The sequence below is a fragment of the Kitasatospora sp. NPDC093679 genome (genome assembly GCF_040683455.1).
Lineage (GTDB): Bacteria > Actinomycetota > Actinomycetes > Streptomycetales > Streptomycetaceae > Kitasatospora > Kitasatospora arboriphila.
Map to the genome: position 1 here is coordinate 37020 of NZ_JBFBDW010000028.1, position 18862 is coordinate 55881.

Consider the following 18862-nt stretch of genomic DNA (forward strand, 5'->3'; position numbering starts at 1 on the left):
AGCCGGCGAGCCGCGGCACGTCCGAGCAGATTACTCGTCGGTACCGCGGCTCGCGCAAGAGTCGGCGGCGGATCGTTTCCCGGAGCCCGCCCACCCCGCTCCGGCGCCGACACACGCCTCGGCGTCGGCACTCAGGCCGGCAGTCGCTCCGGCGCCGGCACCCGCTCCGGTGCCGGCGCCAGGGTCAGCGCTTCTTCCGGCGCAGCAACCAGACGGCCGGGACGGCGGCAGCGGCCCCGGCCATCGGCGGCAGGAGCGGCGCGGAGGCGGAGAGGCCCTTCTGGTCGAAGGTGTCCGGCACTGGCAGGGTGGACCAGTCGCCGATCGGCCAGGCGACGACGAAGGCGCGGCCGACGACGTTCTTGACCGGCACCGTGCCGCCACCGGGCTGGTCCTGGTGGTAGCGGGAGTCCAGCGAGTCGCCGCGGTGGTCGCCCATGACCCAGATCCGGCCCTCCGGGACCTTCACCGGACCGAAGGGCTTCTCGCCGCACGGGGTGTTGCCGGGGTACAGGTACGGCTCGTCCAGGGCGACGCCGTTCACCTTGACCGGCCCGCTGCCCTGGCACTCGACCGTGTCGCCGCCGACCGCGATGACCCGCTTGATGAGGTCCTTCTCGTTGGACGACGGCATCAGGCCGATGAAGCTGAAGACGTTCTGGATGCCGCGGACGAAGGCGTTGCTGTTCTGCTGGGTCGGCTCGTCGTTCAGCCAGCCGCCCGGGTCGTGGAAGACCACGACCTCGCCGCGCTCCGGCTCGGATCCGAACCAGGGGGTCAGCTTGTCGACCAGGACGCGGTCGCCGATCTTCAGCGTCTGCTCCATCGAGCCGGACGGGATCGAGAAGGCCTGGACGAAGAAGGTCTTGATCACCAGCGCCAGGATCAGCGCGATGCCGATCAGGATCGGCAGTTCCTTCCAGAACGACCGCTGCCGCTGCGGCCGCCGGGCGGCCTGATCGGGGTTGTCCTGCGCGGTGTCGTTCTCCTCCGCGGCCTCACTCACCACGTCCTCCGCGTCGTTCGGGGCACCGACGAGCCTACCGCCGGCGGCGGCAGCCGTGCCCGCGTCGGCGGGTTGCACGGCCTGTCCGGACTGGGCCGACCGGACCGCGCGGCCCCCCGTGCCCTCGGGCTCCGGGGCGCCCGAGCGGGCACCGACCACCAGATCCCCCACGACATCTCCTCCCTGCTGTGCGGACGCCCGTGCGCCCGCGCTCACCAGTGCCGCACAGCGGGCACCACGCTCCGTAACCGACCGTCGACCCGCATCAGCCTGCCCGCAGAGGGCTCGTCCGACACCGGTGGCGACCCGAGAACCCGGGAAGGTCACGAGAGACCATGCGCCGAGCATTCCAGCACTTCTCTATCACTCCCGATCGGCCCGCCCGTGCTCCCACACGGCGGCCGGATCCATCAACCGGACCGGCGGATCCGCCGTGGCCCGGTCGACCTCCGCCTGACGGCGAACGGAAGGACGCCCAACACACCCATAACGAGCGAGGGTTCCGCAGGAGTCGGCGGAAGGCCGACCAATCCGGTCGGCGCGGGGAGTGCCGCGGCGGGTGCCTGTGCGGTCGACGCGGGCGTGACCGGGGACGACCCGGGTGCCGAACCGGCCCGGATCGAGGAGAGTGACGTCGGCACGTCGAGTTGACCGAGCCTCGGCAGCGGCCAGGCGATGAGGAAGGCCCGGCCGACGACGTTGCTCACCGGGATGGTGCCGTTGCCGGGGTTGGACATGTGGAAGCGGGAGTCCGCCGAGAGGTCGCGGTGGTCGCCCATCACCCACAGCCGCCCGGCGGGCACGGTGACCTTGAACGGCTGGCGGGACGGCACGTTGCCCGGTGCCAGGTAGGGCTCGTCCACCGGATTGCCGTTGACCTTCACCCGCCCCTGGGGGTCGCAGCACTCCACGGTGTCGCCGGCGACGCCGATGACCCGCTTGATCAGGTCGTGCTCGTTGTCGGAGGGCAGCAGGCCCACCGAGGAGAAGACCTGCTTGACCTTCTTGACCACCGGCCCGTCGTCGGACGGGTTGCGGTCGTTCTCCAGCCAGCCGCCGGGGTCGCGGAAGACCACGACCTCGCCCCGGCCCGGCTCGTTGCCGAACCACGGCGTGAGCTTGTCCACCAGGACGCGGTCGCCGATCTGGATGGTCTCCTCCATCGACCCCGAGGGGATGACGAAGACCTGGACGAAGAACGTCTTCAGCACCAGTGCGATCACCAGCGCGACGACCACCACCAGGGGTATCTCGCGCAGCAGCGAACGCCGCCGGCGGCGGGCGGCCCGCTGGGCCGTCCGGCGCCGGTCGGCCCGGCCGCGCACCGGGGTGCTCGGGCGGCCCTGCTCCGGCTCGGCCTCGATCGTCCTGCCCCTACCTCGGGTGCCCATGACCACCAGTCCCCCCTGTTGCGGCGAAAGCCTCGGGCCGGTCGAGCGAAGTCCAGCGGCCGAACGGGAAGACCACCCACTCGGCGCGGCCGATCACCCTGGACTCCGGGACGAAGCCGCCCCCGGGCTCACCGAGGTGGTCGCGCGAGTCGCGGGAGTCGCTGCGGTGGTCGCCCATCACCCAGAGCCGTCCGTCCGGCACCACCACGTCGAAGGGCACGCGCGACGGCGCGTCCCCGGGCGCCACGTAGGCGCTCTCGTCCAGCGGTACCCCGTTCACCCTGAGCCGTCCGTCCGATCCGCAGCACGTCACCCTGTCGCCGCCCACGCCGATCACCCGCTTCACGAACACCGAATCGCCTCCCGGAGCGAGCCCGAGGCGGTCCAGCAGCCGTCGGCCGGCCGAGGGCTCGTCCGCGTACGGCAGGAAGGAACCGGTCCCGTCGAACACAACGACGTCGCCGCGCCGTACGTGCCCGCCGAAGGCGTAGGCGAGTTCGTTGGCCACCACCCGGTCGCCGGGCCGGAGGGTGTTCTCCATCGAACCGGACGGCACCGCGAACGGCCGTGCCACGAAGGCGTTCACCACGAGCAGCAGGATCAGGCACGTCCCGCCGATCAGCAGGAGGTCGCGGCCCCAGCCCCGGCCGGAGTCCTCCTCCGGGGACGGTTCCGGGGCGGAATCCGGGGACGGTTCCGGAGCGGAATCCGGGGACGGTTCCGGAGCGGAATCCGGGGACGGTTCCGGAGCGGAATCCGGGTCGGGACCGGCGGGAACGACCACGGACCGCGCCGGATGGTCCGCACCGGTGGGTGCGGACCATCCGTCGCGGTCCGTGGAAGGTTCGTGCGTGGTCATCGGGCTGAGCTTATCCCCAGGGCCTGAAACGCCAAGGCCTGCGGCCCGGGAGCGTGCGCCCGGCCCGAGACTCCGTGTCCCGGCGGGCCGGGACGACGGATCAGTTGTCGCGCTTCTCCTTGATCTTCGCGGCCTTGCCGCGCAGGTCACGGAGGTAGTACAGCTTGGCGCGGCGGACGGCACCGCGGGTCACGACCTCGATCTTCTCGACGACCGGGGTGTGCACCGGGAAGGTGCGCTCCACGCCGACGTTGAAGCTGACCTTGCGGACGGTGAAGGTCTCACCGATGCCGGAGCCCTGACGGCGGATGACGACGCCCTGGAAGACCTGGACGCGGGAGCGGTTGCCCTCGATGACCCGGACGTGGACCTTGAGGGTGTCACCCGGACGGAAGGACGGGATGTCGGACCGCAGCGAAGCCGCGTCGACAGCAGCGAGCTTGTTGCTCATGGTGCTCTCCATCGCAGACGCCACAGGCCGTCCACGGAAGTCGTGAGAAAGGATGGTGCTGCGGGCCGCATGGACTGGCGACGAACCCCCTGTGGCGGGCGCGTCGGGCCACGTGGCGACCCCGAGGGGGACGCCCAGCGACAGACAACAGTCGCCTATTCTTCCACAGCCCCGGCTGTCGACCGAAATCGGCCGGCCTCCTCGTCCCAGACCAGGCCGAGCAGGTTGAGCGCCTCGCGCTCCTTCTTGTCGAAGGAGCCGAGCCGCCAGCGGTCGACCAGGTCGGGCCGGTTGGCCAGGGTCCGGGCGAAGGCCTGCTCGCGGCGCCAGCGCGCGATCTTGCCGTGGTGGCCGCTGAGCAGCACCTCCGGCACCTCGCGGCCGCGCCACTCGGCGGGCTTGGTGTAGACGGGGCCTTCGAGGAGATCTGCCATGGCGCCGGGCGCGAAGGAGTCGTCCCGGTGGGACTCGGCGTTGCCCAGCACCCCGGGCAGCAGCCGGGCGACGGCCTCGACCATCACCAGGACGGCGACCTCGCCGCCCGCCAGCACGTAGTCGCCGATCGACGCCTCGACCACCGGCATCCGGGTGGCGGCCTCCTCGATGACCCGTCGGTCGATGCCCTCGTACCGGGCCGGGGCGAAGGCCAGCCAGGAGCGGCCGGCCAGGTCCTGGGCGAGCTCCTGGGTGAACGGACGGCCGCTCGGGGTCGGGACGACCAGGGTCGGCACCTCTCCCTCCGGCCCCTGCGCGAGCACGGCGTCCAGGGCGGCGCCCCACGGCTCGGGCTTCATCACCATGCCGGGGCCGCCGCCGTACGGGGTGTCGTCGACGGTGCGGTGCACGTCGGTCGTCCAGCCGCGCAGGTCGTGCAGGTGCACGTCCAGCTGGCCGCGCGCCCGGGCCTTGCCGACCAGGGAGACGTTCAGCGGTTCCAGGTACTCGGGGAAGATCGTGACGACGTCGATCCGCATCTCACTCACGCCCGGCACCGCCCGCCGACTCCTCGTCGCCCTCGGAGACCGAGCTCGCCTCGGAGACCGAGCTCGCCTCGGAGACCGAGCTCGCCTCGGAGACCGGGCTGGCCCCGGCGTCCGTCTCGGACTCCAGCGGTTCGATCAACCCGGCCGGCGGCGTGATCACGGCGCGCTGGTTCTCCAGGTCGATGGTGGGGACGATCTGCTCGACGAACGGCACCAGCACCTCGCTGCCGTCCGGCCGGGTGACCGTGAGCAGGTCCTGGTACGGCAGGTGGACGACCTCGGAGAGCTCGCCGATCAGGGTGCCGTCGGTGAGCACCACGTCCAGGCCGATCAGCTGGTGGTCGTAGTACTCGTCCGGGTCGTCGGGGCTCTCCTCCGGGTCGACCTCGGCGATCAGCATGGTGCCGCGCAGTGCCTCGGCGGCGTTGCGGTCCTTGACGCCGGCGAAGCGGATCAGCAGCCGGCCGCTGTGCACCTTGCCGGACTCGACGGTCAGCGGGCCTGCGGAGGCCGGGTCGGTGAGCAGGACGGCGCCCGGTCCGAGCCGGAGTTCGGGTTCGTCGGTGCGGACCTCGACACTGACGTCGCCCCTGATGCCGTGGGCACGGCCGATCCTGCCGACGACGAGCTGCACGGTGATCGTTCTCCTGGGTGTTCCCGCGCCCGCGGCGCGTTCCTGGCTCCGGCCGGCCTGGCTCCGGCCGGCCCTGCTCTGTCTGACCTGGTCCTCGCGACCCGGCCCTGCTCCGTCTGACCCGGTCCTCGGCGTCCGACCCGCTCCCCGGCGTCACGCCGGGCGGCGAACGCCAGAAGGGCCGGCCGGGACGCTGTGCGTCCCGGCCGGCCCCTGGTACCTGACGATGACCTGACGGCTCCGCGTCAGCGGATGCTGTCCACGTCGACGAGGTCGACCCGGACGTTGCGGCCGCCGAGCGCACCCACCACGGTGCGCAGTGCGCGGGCCGTGCGGCCGCCGCGGCCGATCACCTTGCCGAGGTCGTCGGGGTGGACCCGGACCTCGATGGTGTTGCCCCGGCGCAGGTTGCGCGAGCGCACCTGCACCTCGTCGGGGTGCTCGACGATGCCCTTCACCAGGTGGTCGAGGGCTTCCTCGATCATGCTCAGGCCTCGGTGGAGGCGGCCTCGGCGTCAGCCTCGGCCTTGTCCGCCTTCTTGGCCTTCGGGGTGATGGCAACACCGGTGGTGCTGTCCTCGAACCCGGCGACGGCCTTGGCGAACAGGTGCGAGAAGTCCTCGACCTTCGGCTCGGCGACCTTCAGCGGCTCCGGCGCGGGCAGGCCCTTGAACTTCTGCCAGTCACCGGTGAGCTTGAGGATGGCGAGGACCGGCTCGGTCGGCTGGGCGCCGACGGACAGCCAGTACTGGGCGCGGTCGCCGTCGACCTCGATCTTCGAGGGGTTGTAGGTCGGCTGGTAGATGCCGATCTCCTCGATCGCGCGGCCGTCACGCTTGGTGCGCGAGTCGGCGACGACGATGCGGTAGTGCGGGGAGCGAATCTTGCCGAGACGCTTGAGCTTGATCTTGACTGCCACGGGAGTGGATTCTCCTGGTGTTGACGTGGGTGAGCGGCCGCTGCCACCGCGTGGGGTTGCGGCGACCGGCCGTTCAAGGGACACGCCAGCCGTAGGAGAGAGGGGTCCTGCTCGGCTGCCGAGTACTCAGCTGTCCATTCTGCCACAGTCGGGCCGAGGGCCCGAACCGGCCCGCGCGGGGGTCGCCGCCGGCCGGAGCGGCGGGAAGGGCGCGCGACGGGCCCGGCAGCGCGACACGGGGCCCCGGCAGGACCCTGCCGGGGGCGGTGCACGGCGACGAGCGATGACGACGGCACGGGCGACAGCACTGCAGATCGGCCCGACCGAGGGCCCCCGCCCCCGGTAGAGCCGAGCACAGCGAACTGTCGAATTGGAGGGTGGTCACCGACGGCACGGAGGCCGGCGGGCGGTACTCAGCCGATCTTGAACGGCTGCTGGCAGGCGCCGCAGACGATGGACGCCTGGGCGAGCACGGAGGGGACGACACGGACGTTCCGCCCGCAGCCGCACACCGCCTTGACGCGGACGCCGCCACCGGACGAGCCGTGCCGCGCCGCGGGGCCGCGGAAGGCCCGGTGGCCGCCCTCGCCCGCGACGGCGAGCTGGTGGGCGCCGAGGGCGCGCTCCAGCCGCTCGATGGTGTCGGCGTACCTGTCCTGCGTCTCCTTGAGCATGGTCACCTGGGAGAAGCCGCTGCTGGCGTGCGGCTCGACCGGGTGGGCCAGCCCGAGCTCGGAGGCGAGCATCAGGAAGCGCCGGTTGTGGTAGCGGCCGGCCCGCGAGGTGTCGCGGATCTCCCGCGCGGCGGCCAGCCCGTGGGCGGCTTCGTGCAGCAGCCGCTCGAAACCGAGCCGGGTGCCGCACGCCGAGGAGGACTCGCCGATCAGCGCCTCGGGCGAGGCGAGGTCGGGCAGGTCCTGGTGGTGGGCCTGGATGTCGCTCCAGGCGGCGGCCAGTTCGGCCGCGAGGACGAGAGGCTGTGTCGTGCTCACGCTGGACCAACGATGGAGAGAGGGCCGATGTTCCGCGAGTTCCCGTTCACCGGGAATTCCCAGCAATCTCTCAGGAATGCGCACTCGCTCCTGAATTGCGTTGTTCTGACCTGACGCAAGACCAACCCCCTGCATCTGTGGACCCGTCGATTCTCGGCGGGGCTCTCGGCTATCTCCCGGGGAACGCGCACGCCGTCCCAAGGCGGACGGCCCGTAGCCCGGTCAAAATTGACAGGGCCACGGGCCGTATACCGTACCGCTTGTTTCGCACCGCCGGGAGTTGACCGGCGAGTAGCATCGACGAGCAGTGTGCAAACCTCGGTTAACAATCCGCTGAATCGGCATCGAATTGCAACGGAGCCGGTCCCGGAACGGCTTCGGTTTGTACCGTTCCCCGACCGGCACCGCCCGGCCGCTCCACGATCGTTGACTCCCCGACCCGGCGCCGGCACCCGGCACCCGCTACCGGCCGGGCCGCCCGGGGCGGCCGGTGGACCGGGCGACGGCGGTCAGTAGGCGCGGGCGACGATCGCGACGTTGCCGGGCTGGTCGTCGGCCTCCGGCACGGACCCGTCGGCGGCGACGATGCAGCGCACCGAGACGCCCTGCTCGGCCAGCCTGGCCTCGCCCTCCGGGCCGAGGTCGGCCCAGGAGATGCGGCCCCAGCCGGTGGCGGCGGCCTCGACGGCCTCCTCCACGGAGGCGACGTCGACCGTGCGGGACTCGCGGCGCTCGCGGGACTGGCGGAGCAGCAGCTCCTGGTCCTCCTCGAGGACGCCGGGCACGACCGCGGCCAGGGAGTCGGCCGCGACCGGCTCCTTGCCGCCGGCGATCCGGCGGACCAGCATCGCGGTGCCGTTCTCCAGGTCGCGCGGGCCGACCTCGATGCGCAGCGGGACGCCCTTGAGCTCCCAGTCGACGGCGCGGCGGCCGAACGGGGTGTCCGTCCGGTCGTCGACGACGGTGCGCACGCCCACGGCCTCCAGGGCGGCGCCGATCTCGCGGACCTTGGCGAGCACCGCCTCGTCGCCCTTGATCGCCAGCACCACGGCCTGGACGGCGGCGAGGCGCGGCGGCACCCGCAGGCCGCTGTCGTCGCCGTGGGACATGATCAGGCCGCCGACCATGCGGGTGGAGACGCCCCAGGAGGTCTGCCAGACGTGCTCGCGCTCGGCGCCCTGCAGCTGGTAGGTGGTGTTGAACGCCTTGGCGAAGTTCTGGCCCAGCTCGTGGCTGGTGCCCATCTGCAGGGCCTTGCCGTCACCCATCATGCCTTCGAGCGTGAGGGTGTTGATGGCGCCGGCGAAGCGCTCGCGGGCGGTCTTGCGGCCGAGCACCACGTCGATGCCGAGCACGTTGGTCATGAAGTCGCCGTAGACCTCGGTGTGGATGCGCGAGGCGTAGGCGCGGGCGTCCTCGTAGGTGGCGTGGGCGGTGTGGCCCTCCTGCCAGAGGAACTCGGTGGTGCGCAGGAAGACGCGCGGGCGGAGCTCCCAGCGGACGACGTTGGCCCACTGGTTGATCAGCAGCGGCAGGTCGCGGTGGCTCTGGACCCACTTCGAGAAGTACTCGTTGATGATCGTCTCGGAGGTGGGGCGGACGACGACCGGCTCCTCCAGCTCCTTGCCGCCGCCGTGGGTGACCACGGCGAGCTCGGGCGCGAAGCCCTCGACGTGCTCGGCCTCCTTGGTCAGGTAGGACTGCGGGATGAACATCGGGAAGTAGGCGTTCTGGGCACCGGCGCGCTTGATCCGGGCGTCCATCTCCTGCTGCATCCGCTCCCACAGGCTGTACCCGTACGGTCGGATGACCATCGTTCCGCGCACCGGACCGTTGTCGGCCAGTTCGGCCTTGTTGATCAGGTCCTGGTACCAGCGGGGAAAGTCTTCCGACTGGGGGGTGAGTACGGGTGTCTTGGCCATGGGGCGAATGGTACGGCGATCGGTGTGCCGACCGTGAATCCGTTTCACCGGCGCACTGCGGGGGCGCACACCTCGGCGCACGGACACTCCCTGCACACCTCTGGACGGCGGGGCCGGGGCGCTGTTCGCTGGAAGGCGGGGCGGGACACGACCGGGGGGAGCCGGAGCATCGGACGCACACACCGAATGGGAGGCCGCGATGGCTTCAGCGCAGGTGACCGGTACGACCGCGCAGCGCCCGCACGCGGGTGGCGGAGCGGGGTCGCACGGTCGGGCGCGTGACTGGGCGGAGATCCAGGAGCGGATGCTGGTGCCGCTCTACCAGGCGGTATACCGGCGGCTGGAGGTCGGTCCGGCGACCAGCCTGCTCGGTCTCGGATGCCGCTCGGGGCTCGCCCTGCTGCTCGCCGCGGAGCGCGGCGCGCAGGTGGCCGGGCTGGAGGCGGAGGCCGAGCTGCGCGAGCTCGCGGAGGGCCGGCGGCTTCGGGTGGCGGGCGCCGGCGGCGTCGACCGGTCGGGCCAGTCCGTCCCCCGCTCGGCGTATTCGCTGGTCACCGTTTTCGAGGAGCTCGCCTACGTGGCGGATCCGGCGGTGCTGGTGCTGGAGGCCGCGGCGCTGACCCTGCAGGGCGGGCACGTGGTGCTGGCCGGCTGGGGTCCGCCGGAGCGGTGCGAGAGCGCGGGCGTGCTGGAGGTGGCCCGGCGCCGGTCGGTCCGGACGCCGTCCTTCGACCCGTTCGCGCTGAGCTCCCCCGGCGCACTGGAGGAGCTGTGCGCGGGCGTCGGGCTCCGACCCGCCGGCAGCGGCCGGGTCAGCTGTCCGTTCGCCTACCCGGACCTCGACAGCGCGGTCCGCGGCATGCTCTCCACCGGTCTGTACGAGGGCGCGATCGAGGAGTGGGGCCCGGCGCTGGTGACCAAGGAGCTGGAGGAGGCGCTGCACCCCTTCGTGCAGGCGGACGCCTCCGTCCGGATGGCCAACGTGTTCCGCTACGTGGTGGCCGAACAGCCCCGCTGAGCCGCCGCGGGCCCGGGGTGGACGTCCGTCCGCCGCGGGCCCGGGGCGGACGCGGGTCGGCGGCCGGACGACACGGGTCAGCGGTCGAGCGGGGTCCACTCCTCGGCGGTCAGCGCGTACCGCTCGTGGTCGCGCCAGGCGCCGGAGAGGAACAGCATCCGCGGGGTGAAGCCCTCGTGGCGGAAGCCGAGCCGCTCGGCCATGGCGACGGAACGGGTGTTGTCCGGCTGCACGTTGATCTCCAGCCGGTGCAGGCCGAGTCCGCCGCGCTCGCCGGGGGCGAAGCAGCGGTCGACCACCAGCCGCATGCCCTCGGTCATCCGCCCGGTGCCCGCGTAGGGCAGGTAGGAGTCGTAGCCGAGGGCGCCGTTGCAGAACCGGCCCATCACGATGTTGGCCACGTTGCACTTGCCGACGAGCCCGCCGGTGTCGACGTCCTCGATCAGGAAGGTGCGCAGGCCCGGTCCCTGACGGTCCAGCAGTTCGGCGAGGCCGTCCGGTTCGACCGGATTCCACCGGCCTATGTGCTCGGCCGAGCGGCGCACCGCCTCGGCGTACGGGGCCACGTCGTCCGGTCGGGGTTCCCTGATCCTCACTCGCACACCACCATCATCGTGCATGTGTGCGGTCGAACGCCGGGCGACCCCGGCGATCGGCCACGGCGGGCCCGGGAACGCCGCCGGCCCGCCGCCCCCCGAGGGGCGGCGGGCCGGCGGGCGGGGACCGTCAGAGCAGGTCCTTGAACTCCTTGGGCAGTTCGAAGTCGGACGGGCCCTTGCCCGCGCCGAGGCCGAAGGCGCCGCCCGGCGCGGCCTGCTGGCCCTGGCCGGGACCGAGGGCGCGGCGCTCGGCGGCGGCCGCCTCCTCCTGGGCCCGCTTCAGCGGGTTGCCGGACTTGCGCTTGCCCTTGGCGACCGGGGCCTTCTTGGCGGAGCGCTTGCCGCCGCCGCCCATCCCGGGGATCCCCGGCATGCCGGGGATGCCCTTGCCCGAGGCCATCGCGGACATCATCTTGCGGGCCTCGAAGAACCGCTCGACCAGGTTGTTGACCTCGCCGACCTGGACGCCGGAACCCTTGGCGATGCGCAGCCGGCGCGAGCCGTTGATCAGCTTCGGGTCGGTGCGCTCGGCGGGGGTCATCGACTTGATGATCGCGCCGACGCGGTCGACGTCCTTGTCGTCGATGTTGTTGATCTGGTCGCGGATCTGGCCCATGCCGGGCAGCATCCCGAGCAGCTTGGAGATCGAGCCCATCTTACGAACCTGCTCCAGCTGGGACAGGAAGTCGTCCAGCGTGAAGTCCTTGCCGCCGCCCTGCAGCTTGGAGGCCATCTTCTCGGCCTCGGCCTGCGAGAAGGTCTGCTCGGCCTTCTCGATGAGCGAGAGCATGTCGCCCATGCCGAGGATGCGCGAGGCCATCCGGTCCGGGTGGAAGGCGTCGAAGTCGTCGACCTTCTCGCCGTTGGAGGCGAACATGATCTGGCGGCCGGTCACGTGCGCGACCGAGAGCGCGGCACCGCCGCGGGCGTCGCCGTCGAGCTTGGAGAGCACCACGCCGGTGAAGTCGACGCCGTCGAGGAAGGCCTGGGCGGTGGTGACCGCGTCCTGGCCGACCATGGCGTCGACCACGAACAGGACCTCGTCGGGGTCGACCGCGGCCCGGATGTCGGCGGCCTGCTGCATCATCTCGGCGTCGATGCCGAGGCGGCCGGCGGTGTCGACGATGACCACGTCGTACTGCTTCTGGCGGGCGTACTCGATCGAGTCGCGGGCCACCTTCACCGGGTCGCCGACGCCGTTGCCCGGCTCCGGGCCGTAGAAGGCCACGCCGGCGCGGTCGGCCACGACGCCCAGCTGGGTGACCGCGTTGGGGCGCTGGAGGTCGCAGGCGACCAGCAGCGGGGTGTGCTTCTGCTTCTTCAGCCAGTGGCCGAGCTTGCCGGCGAGCGTCGTCTTACCGGCACCCTGCAGACCGGCCAGCATGATGACGGTCGGGCCGCTCTTCGCGTAGCGCAGGCGCCGGGTCTCGCCGCCGAGGATGCTGATGAGCTCCTCGTTGACGATCTTGATGATCTGCTGGGCCGGGTTCAGCGCGCCGGAGACCTCCGCGCCGAGGGCCCGGTCCTTCACCTGCTTGATGAACGCCCGCACCACGGGCAGCGCGACGTCCGCCTCCAGCAGCGCGATCCGGATCTCGCGGGCGGTGGCGTCGATGTCCGCCTCGCTGAGGCGGCCCTTGCCCCGGAGGTTCTTGAACGTCGCTGCGAGGCGGTCGGAGAGAGTGTCGAACACGTCGGTCGCGGGTCCCTTGCGGCATCGGTACGGGTACTGTCGTCGCCCCCAGGGTATCCGGCCGCCCGGCGAACGGTCTCCACCCCGGGATTCCCGCGGGCGCACCGGCTCCCCGGCCGCCCGCGCGGGGCTCAGCCGAGCGCCTCCTGCACCGCTCCGGCCACCTGCGCCGCGCGGTCCGCGGCCAGCGGCTGGCCCTCCGCGTCGGTGACGTAGAAGGCGTCCACCGCGTCGGCGCCGAGGGTGGAGACGTGCGCGGTGCGCACCCGCACCCCGGCCGCGTCCAGGGCCCGGCCGATCCGGTGCAGCAGGCCCGGCGCGTCGTGCGCCCGGACCTCCAGGATGGTCGCGCTCAAGGACGCGCCGGGGGCGACCGAGACCACCGGGGGCGGGGTGGCGATGCCGCGCCGCCGGGGCGCGGCGGCATCGCGTTCGGCGAGCTTGCGGGCGACGTCCAGCGAGCCCTCCAGGGCCCGGCGCAGGTCGGCGCGGAGCCGGGCCGCCTCCGGCAGTTCGCCGTACTCGGCGGCGACCGTCCAGGAGAGCAGCAGCACCGGGCCGGCGTCGATCGGGTCGAGCTCGCGCAGCGAGGCGGAGCGGACGGTGAGCCGGTGCAGCGCCAGGACGCCCGCGACCGTGCCGAGCAGCCCGGGGCGGTCGGGGATGGCCAGGGTGAGCTCGACGCCCATCGGCTCGGTTCCGGTGGTGCCGGCGCTGCCCGTCTCGGTGTGGGCGTGCAGCGAGAGCGCGGGTCCGCCGGTGCGGGCGGCCTCCACGGCGAGCCGTTCCTGCTCGGCGGTCGGGTCGCCGGCCTGCGGGTGGCTGACGCCGCCGGCGAGGCGGGCCGCGGCCCGGGCGACCAGGTTGCCCACCAGCGAGGCGCGCCAGCTGCTCCAGGCGGCCGGGCCGGTGGCGGTGGCGTCGGCCTCGGTCAGGGCGTGCAGCAGCTCCAGGTGCGGCAGGGTGCCGACCACCTTGGTGATCGCGTCGACGGTGGCCGGGTCGTCGGGGTCGCGGCGGGTCGCGGTGTCGACCAGGGTCAGGTGGTGGCGGACCAGCAGGGCGAGGGTGTCGGTGTCGGTCTTGTCGAAGCCCATCCGGGCGGCGACGTCGCGGACGATGACCTCGCCGGCCTCGGAGTGGTCGCCGGGCCAGCCCTTGCCGATGTCGTGCAGCAGGGCGGCGACGAGCAGCAGGTCGGGGCGGGCCACCCGACGGGTCATCGCGGCGGCCCTGACGGCGGTCTCGATCAGGTGCCGGTCCACCGTCCAGCGGTGCACGGCGTTGCGCTGCGGGCGGCAGCGCACCCGCTCCCAGTCGGGCAGCAGCCGGGTGATCAGCCCCTCGGCCTCCAGCGCCTCCCAGACCGGCAGGCAGGCCTCGCCGGCGCCGAGCAGGGTGATGAGCTGCTCGCGGGCCTCGTCGGGCCAGGGCACCGGCAGCGGCTTGGTCTCGGCGGCCAGCCGCCGGACGGTGGCGTAGGCGACGGTGAGGCCGGCCTGCGCGGCCGCGGCGGCGGCGCGCAGCGGCAGCACCGGGTCCTGCGCGGGGCGGGCGCCCTGGGCGAGCACGGCCTCGCCGTCCTGCTCGACGACGCCCTCGGCGAGCGGGCGGCGCTCCACGGCGCCCTTGGCGACCGCGCCGGAGCCGCGACCGGTGCCGCTGAACGGGAAGGCGATCCGGGAGAGCCTGCGGCCGCGGTTGCTGCGGGCGGCGAGGACGCGGTCCACGGCCCGCCAGGTGACGTCGGAGGCGTAGGTGATGGTGCGGGCCGCCTCGTAGACCTGGCGGAGCAGGGTGTCGGCGTCGAGGACGCCGAGCCGGGCGGCGACCTGGTCCTGGTCCTGCAGGCTGAGGCGCTCGGTGGCGCGGCCGGTGGTGAGGTGCAGGGCGTCGCGGACGTCGGCGAGGCGGGTGGCGGCGGCCTCCAGGCCGTCGCGGGGGGCGTCGGCGAGCCAGGTGGCGGCGATGGCCTTGAGCGCGACCACGTCCCGCAGGCCGCCGCGGGCCTCCTTGAGGTCGGGTTCGAGGAGGAAGGAGAGCTCGCCGTGGCGTTCGGCGCGCTCGGCGCACAGCTGCTGGAGTTCGGGCAGCCGGCCGGCGGCGCCGGCCCGCCAGTCGGCGAGCAGGGTGGAGCGGAGCGAGGCGGTGAGCGCGGCGTCGCCGGCGATGTGGCGGGCGTCCAGCAGGCCGAGCTGCGCCTTGAGGTCGTCCGCGGCGACGGCGCGGGCCTCGTCGAGGGTGCGGACGGCGTGGTCGAGGGCGGCGCCGGAGTCCCAGACCGGGTACCAGATGCGTTCCGGCAACCGGGGGTCGATCGGGCCGTCGTGCAGCAGCAGGACGTCGAGGTCGCTGCGCGGGGAGAGTTCGCCTCGGCCGTAGCCGCCGACCGCGACGAGCGCGGTGCCGGCGGGTGCGCCGGCGTCCCGGTGGAGGCCCGCGAGCCAGCCGTCGGTGAGCCGGGCGAGGGCGGTGCGGCGGGCGGCCCCGCCGAGACCGGGGTCGGCGAGCAGCCGGGCGCGGGCGGCGCCGTGGTCGTCCGGGCGGGCCGGGTCGGAGGGGTGGGCTTCGGTCGTGGTCACGTCGGAGATCCCATCCGTGGGGCGGGGTGCCGGATACGCGTCCGGCGGACCTGCCGGTGGGCAGGTCCGCCAAGGGCGTGTGGTGCTGATGCTAGAGCGCGTCGGGGCCGCGCTCGCCGGTGCGGACGCGCACCGCCGTGTCGACCGGGACGGCCCAGACCTTGCCGTCGCCGATCTTGCCGGTGCGGGCGGCCTTGACCACGACGTCGATCAGCTGCTCGGCGTCGTCGTCCTCGACGAGGATCTCGATGCGGACCTTGGGCACCAGGTCGACGGTGTACTCCGCGCCCCGGTAGACCTCGGTGTGGCCGCGCTGGCGGCCGTAGCCGCTGGCCTCGGTGACGGTCAGGCCGTGGACGCCGAAGGCCTGCAGGGCCTCCTTCACGTCGTCCAGGCGGTGCGGCTTGATGACTGCGGTGATGAGCTTCATCAGGCGTCGACCTCGGCCTTCTCGGCGGTGCTGGCGGCGGCGGGAGCGGCGGAGACGGCGCGGACGAGGCTGGCGCCGACGGCGGTGAAGTCGTAGGCGGACTCGGCGTGCTCGGCCTGGTCGATGCCGGACACCTCGACCTCCTCGGAGACCCGGAAGCCGATGGTCTTGTGGATGGCCAGGCCCAGGATGCCGGTGACGACGAAGGAGTACGCCGCGACCGCGACGACGCCGAGCGCCTGCTTGCCGAGCTGCTCGAACCCGCCGCCGTAGAACAGGCCCCGGGCGGTCTGGCCGACGTGGCCGGTGGCGAAGAGGCCGATCAGCAGCGAGCCGATGACACCGCCGACGAGGTGGACGCCGACCACGTCGAGCGAGTCGTCGAAGCCGAGCTTGTACTTGAGGCTGATCGCCGCGGCGCAGGCGACACCGGCGATGATGCCGATGGCGATGGCGCCGAGCGCGGAGACCGAGCCGCAGGCGGGGGTGATGGCGACCAGGCCGGCGACCGCGCCGGACGCGGCGCCCAGCGTGGTGAACGCGCCGTGCTTGATCTTCTCGTAGGCGAGCCAGCCGAGGACGGCGGCGGCGGTGGCCACCTGGGTGTTGAGGAAGGCCATGCCGGCGACGCCGTTGGCGGCCAGTGCGGAGCCGGCGTTGAAGCCGAACCAGCCGAACCACAGCAGGCCGGAGCCGAGCATCACCAGCGGGAGGCTGTGCGGGCGCATCGGGTCCTTCTTGAAGCCGATGCGCTTGCCGAGGACCAGGGCGAGCGCCAGGCCCGCGACACCCGCGTTGATGTGGACGGCGGTGCCGCCGGCGAAGTCGATGACGCCGTTGCGGTCGCCGAGCCAGCCGCCGTTGCCCTTGTCGAAGGCGAACACCCAGTGCGCGACCGGGAAGTAGACGACGGTGACCCAGAGCGCCACGAACAGCGACCAGGCGGTGAACTTGGCGCGGTCCGCGATGGCGCCGCTGATCAGGGCCGGGGTGATGATCGCGAACATCAGCTGGAAGGCGGCGAACCCGGTGACCGGGATGGTGCCGCTGAGGTCGTTCATCCCGATGCCGCGGAAGCCCAGGAAGTCCAGGTTGCCGATGAGGCCGGCGCCGGCGTCCGGCCCGAAGGCGAGGCTGTAGCCGTAGAGGACCCACAGGACGCTGACGATCGCGAGCGTGATGAAGCTCATGACCAGCATGTTGAGGGTGCTCTTTACCCTGACCATGCCTCCGTAGAAGAAGGCCAGACCCGGTGTCATCAACATGACCAGGGCCGCACAGATGAACACAAAGGCGGTATCGCCCGCGCTGAAGCCGTCCGGCATCGGCGTCTCCTCGTGAATGGAAGCCGCTCCACGCCCGGGATCCCTGTCCCGTGCCACCCGGGGTGTCGGCGATGTGAAGGAGAGTGCCGAAGGCTGATTTCGGCCGATGCGGCTCGGTGTTTCGCCGCCGTGACGCAACCGACGGGAGCGTTACGAGCGCGTGAACCACGGCCGTGCCATGACAGATCTTGCGTTACCGTTCCGCCGCTCGGTACAGCGGGTGCGGGGTGGTTCACCGACCGTGGGGGCCCGCGGGCCGAAGGGCGGGGGAGCCCGTACGGATACGAGGCCGCACGGACCCCCACGGTCGGGGTCGGGGGGGCGAGTGGCCGGAATCCGGCCCCCTCGCGGGTGGCGGTCAGACCGCCGAGGCGAACTCCGGGATGTCCTGCACGACCCGCTCGGCGAGCCGGGAGACCTCGGGCACGCCCTTGTACTGGCGGTTGGCGGCCTCGGTGGTCTTGCGGACGCGGGTGTTCAGCCGCTCGGAGCGGACCTTGGTGGCGATGTCGACGGCCTGCTCGGCCATCACCGCGGCCTGCTCGGGCTCGTTCTGCAGCAGGTGGACGCTGGCCATGCCGATCAGGTTGAAGGCGTAGCTGCGGACGTGGTCGCCGTCCTGGCGGAACAGGTCGACGGCGCGCTCCATCACCGGCGCGGACATCGAGGCGTACAGCTGGCTGCGGCTGGAGTGGTACGCCAGGTCGCGGAAGGAGTGCGCGTTCTCGGCGTTGAGCTCGGCCTCGGAGAAGAAGGTGAGCCAGTTCGGGTCGGCGTCACCGGTGCGGCAGTCGCTGAAGGTGTCCTCGGCCAGGCGGGCGGCCCGGGCGCAGCGGTTGACCTCGCCGATGGTGGCGTAGGCGCGGGCCTCCATCGCGTACAGCAGCGCCTGCTGGCGGGGGGTGGCGGTGTCGCGGCTGCCGTACTGGGCGAGGTGGATGAGCTCCAGGGCGTCCTCGCCGCGGTTGAGGTGGATCATCTGGCGGCTCATGTCGGTCAGGATGAGGGCGCCGAACGGGCGGTCCCCCGCTTCCTTGGCGGCGTGGAGGGCCAGGACGTAGTACTTCTGGGCGCTGGGGTGCATGCCGACGTCGTAGGACATCCAGCCGGCCAGGTGGGCGAGTTCGGCCGTCAGGCGGAAGAGGCGCTTGGTGGTGGGCTCGGGATAGGACTCCTGGAGGAGGTCGGTGACCTCGTGGAGCTGGCCGACCACGGCCTTGCGGCGCAGGCCGCCGCCGTTCTGCGCGTCCCACTGGCGGAACATCACCGTGGTCTGCTCGAGCAGTTGGATCTCGGGCTCGGAGAGCCGGCCGGTGTAGGGCTCGCCGCCGTTGGCGGCGGTGAGGATCGGGGTCGGCGCGCCGCCGGGGCCGGGGGTCAGCCAGCGCTGCATCGGCTCGATCAGGGCGGCGCCGGCGGTCAGGGCGAGCGAGGTGCCGAGGAAGCCGCGGCGGTTGAGCATCAGGTCGCTGCGCGAGTACTCGCTGATCAGCTGGACGGTCTGGTCGCCGCTCCAGGGCAGGTCGACGCCGCCGCCGACGGTCGAGACCGGGACGGCGGCGCGCAGACCGAGGTCCTCGACGGAGACCACCGAGCCGAAGCGCTCGGAGAACAGCTCGGACATGATCTTCGGGATGGGCTCGCGGGGTTGTTCGCCGTCGAGCCAGCGGCGCACCCGGGAGGTGTCGGTGCTGACGTGGTGGGCGCCGATCTGGCGGGCCCGACGGTTGACCTGACGCGCCAACTCGCCCTTGGACCAGCCGCTTCGGGCGAACCACGACGTCAGCTTCTCGTTCGGTTGCTTCTCTCCCATGGGAACGTCCCCATCCCGCCCGGCCCCGCCTCGGGGCCCGCTCGTGGTGCCCGACGGTCCGGGCGCTTGCTCGACGTACCGTGCCTGCTCGACTGCCGAGGAGGCGGACCCCCGTACTGTGGACGGTCCGCTGTGCTCCGTGTGCCGAACGTAACGTGATTTCCGCCATCCGGGGGAGCACCGCCGAGGAAACGCCACCTTTCGCCACCCCTGAGAGTGAACAAAGAGTGGCCGCGTCGCGCTTC

Annotated in this window: 17 protein-coding genes; 1 reads left to right on the forward strand and 16 read right to left on the reverse strand. The window is 72.5% G+C overall.

All coding sequences use genetic code 11. The annotated features are described in order from the left end of the window. Window positions 1–184 precede the first annotated feature (184 nt). From lepB (AB0O09_RS22715) to proS, 10 genes are all read right to left on the reverse strand, one after another. Window positions 185–1177: a signal peptidase I gene (gene lepB / locus AB0O09_RS22715; RefSeq protein WP_363543837.1), complete on the reverse strand. Its 993-nt coding sequence runs from the start codon at window positions 1175–1177 to the stop codon at window positions 185–187. A gap of 239 nt (window positions 1178–1416) precedes the next feature. Beyond that, window positions 1417–2397, reverse strand: coding sequence for a signal peptidase I (gene lepB / locus AB0O09_RS22720; RefSeq protein WP_363543839.1), 981 nt, complete (start codon window positions 2395–2397; stop codon window positions 1417–1419). Then, on the reverse strand, window positions 2381–3256 hold the full coding sequence (lepB, locus tag AB0O09_RS22725) for a signal peptidase I (RefSeq protein WP_363543841.1): 876 nt from the start codon (window positions 3254–3256) through the stop codon (window positions 2381–2383). Before lepB (AB0O09_RS22725) ends, lepB (AB0O09_RS22720) begins: the two co-directional genes overlap by 17 nt. Window positions 3257–3356: 100 nt before the next feature. Continuing rightward, complete coding sequence (rplS, locus tag AB0O09_RS22730) at window positions 3357–3707, reverse strand: 50S ribosomal protein L19 (protein ID WP_263103501.1); 351 nt, start codon at window positions 3705–3707, stop codon at window positions 3357–3359. A gap of 155 nt (window positions 3708–3862) precedes the next feature. Continuing rightward, entirely contained in the window at window positions 3863–4681 is an 819-nt protein-coding gene (gene trmD / locus AB0O09_RS22735; protein ID WP_363543920.1) for a tRNA (guanosine(37)-N1)-methyltransferase TrmD, read from the reverse strand. Between the two features lies 1 nt (window position 4682). Then, window positions 4683–5324 (reverse strand): ribosome maturation factor RimM, encoded by a 642-nt coding sequence (gene rimM / locus AB0O09_RS22740; protein WP_363543843.1) that lies wholly within the window; start codon window positions 5322–5324, stop codon window positions 4683–4685. A gap of 245 nt (window positions 5325–5569) precedes the next feature. Continuing rightward, the gene (locus AB0O09_RS22745) at window positions 5570–5809 is read right to left on the reverse strand and encodes an RNA-binding protein (protein ID WP_030275689.1); all 240 of its coding nucleotides are present in this window, start codon (window positions 5807–5809) and stop codon (window positions 5570–5572) included. A gap of 2 nt (window positions 5810–5811) precedes the next feature. Then, window positions 5812–6243 carry a 30S ribosomal protein S16 gene (gene rpsP, locus AB0O09_RS22750; RefSeq protein WP_030275690.1) on the reverse strand — a complete coding sequence of 144 codons (432 nt, stop codon included), beginning with the start codon at window positions 6241–6243 and terminating at the stop codon, window positions 5812–5814. A 413-nt stretch (window positions 6244–6656) separates the two neighbouring features. Beyond that, window positions 6657–7235, reverse strand: a complete 579-nt coding sequence (locus AB0O09_RS22755) for a hypothetical protein (RefSeq protein ID WP_030275691.1) — start codon at window positions 7233–7235, stop codon at window positions 6657–6659. A gap of 509 nt (window positions 7236–7744) precedes the next feature. Next, a complete protein-coding gene (gene proS / locus AB0O09_RS22760; protein ID WP_363543845.1) occupies window positions 7745–9157 on the reverse strand; it encodes a proline--tRNA ligase in 1413 nt (470 codons plus the stop codon). A gap of 199 nt (window positions 9158–9356) precedes the next feature. On the opposite strand from proS, the gene AB0O09_RS22765 reads away from it, so the two are divergent. Beyond that, window positions 9357–10175 (forward strand): methyltransferase domain-containing protein, encoded by an 819-nt coding sequence (locus tag AB0O09_RS22765; protein ID WP_363543847.1) that lies wholly within the window; start codon window positions 9357–9359, stop codon window positions 10173–10175. A 77-nt stretch (window positions 10176–10252) separates the two neighbouring features. Here the strand turns inward: AB0O09_RS22765 and AB0O09_RS22770 are convergent, their stop codons facing one another. The 6 genes from AB0O09_RS22770 to AB0O09_RS22795 all read right to left on the reverse strand — a co-directional run bounded on the left by AB0O09_RS22770 (window position 10253) and on the right by AB0O09_RS22795 (window position 18617). Beyond that, entirely contained in the window at window positions 10253–10795 is a 543-nt protein-coding gene (locus tag AB0O09_RS22770; RefSeq protein ID WP_363543848.1) for a GNAT family protein, read from the reverse strand. A gap of 106 nt (window positions 10796–10901) precedes the next feature. After that, window positions 10902–12467 carry a signal recognition particle protein gene (gene ffh / locus AB0O09_RS22775; RefSeq protein WP_363543850.1) on the reverse strand — a complete coding sequence of 522 codons (1566 nt, stop codon included), beginning with the start codon at window positions 12465–12467 and terminating at the stop codon, window positions 10902–10904. 131 nt (window positions 12468–12598) lie between these two features. Continuing rightward, the gene (locus AB0O09_RS22780; RefSeq protein WP_363543852.1) at window positions 12599–15049 is read right to left on the reverse strand and encodes a [protein-PII] uridylyltransferase; all 2451 of its coding nucleotides are present in this window, start codon (window positions 15047–15049) and stop codon (window positions 12599–12601) included. Between the two features lie 91 nt (window positions 15050–15140). Continuing rightward, complete coding sequence (locus AB0O09_RS22785; RefSeq protein ID WP_030275697.1) at window positions 15141–15479, reverse strand: P-II family nitrogen regulator; 339 nt, start codon at window positions 15477–15479, stop codon at window positions 15141–15143. Then, window positions 15479–16804, reverse strand: a complete 1326-nt coding sequence (locus AB0O09_RS22790; protein ID WP_363543854.1) for an ammonium transporter — start codon at window positions 16802–16804, stop codon at window positions 15479–15481. Before AB0O09_RS22790 ends, AB0O09_RS22785 begins: the two co-directional genes overlap by 1 nt. 358 nt (window positions 16805–17162) lie before the next feature. Further along, window positions 17163–18617, reverse strand: coding sequence for a hypothetical protein (locus AB0O09_RS22795; RefSeq protein ID WP_344625140.1), 1455 nt, complete (start codon window positions 18615–18617; stop codon window positions 17163–17165). Between the last annotated feature and the right edge of the window lie 245 nt (window positions 18618–18862).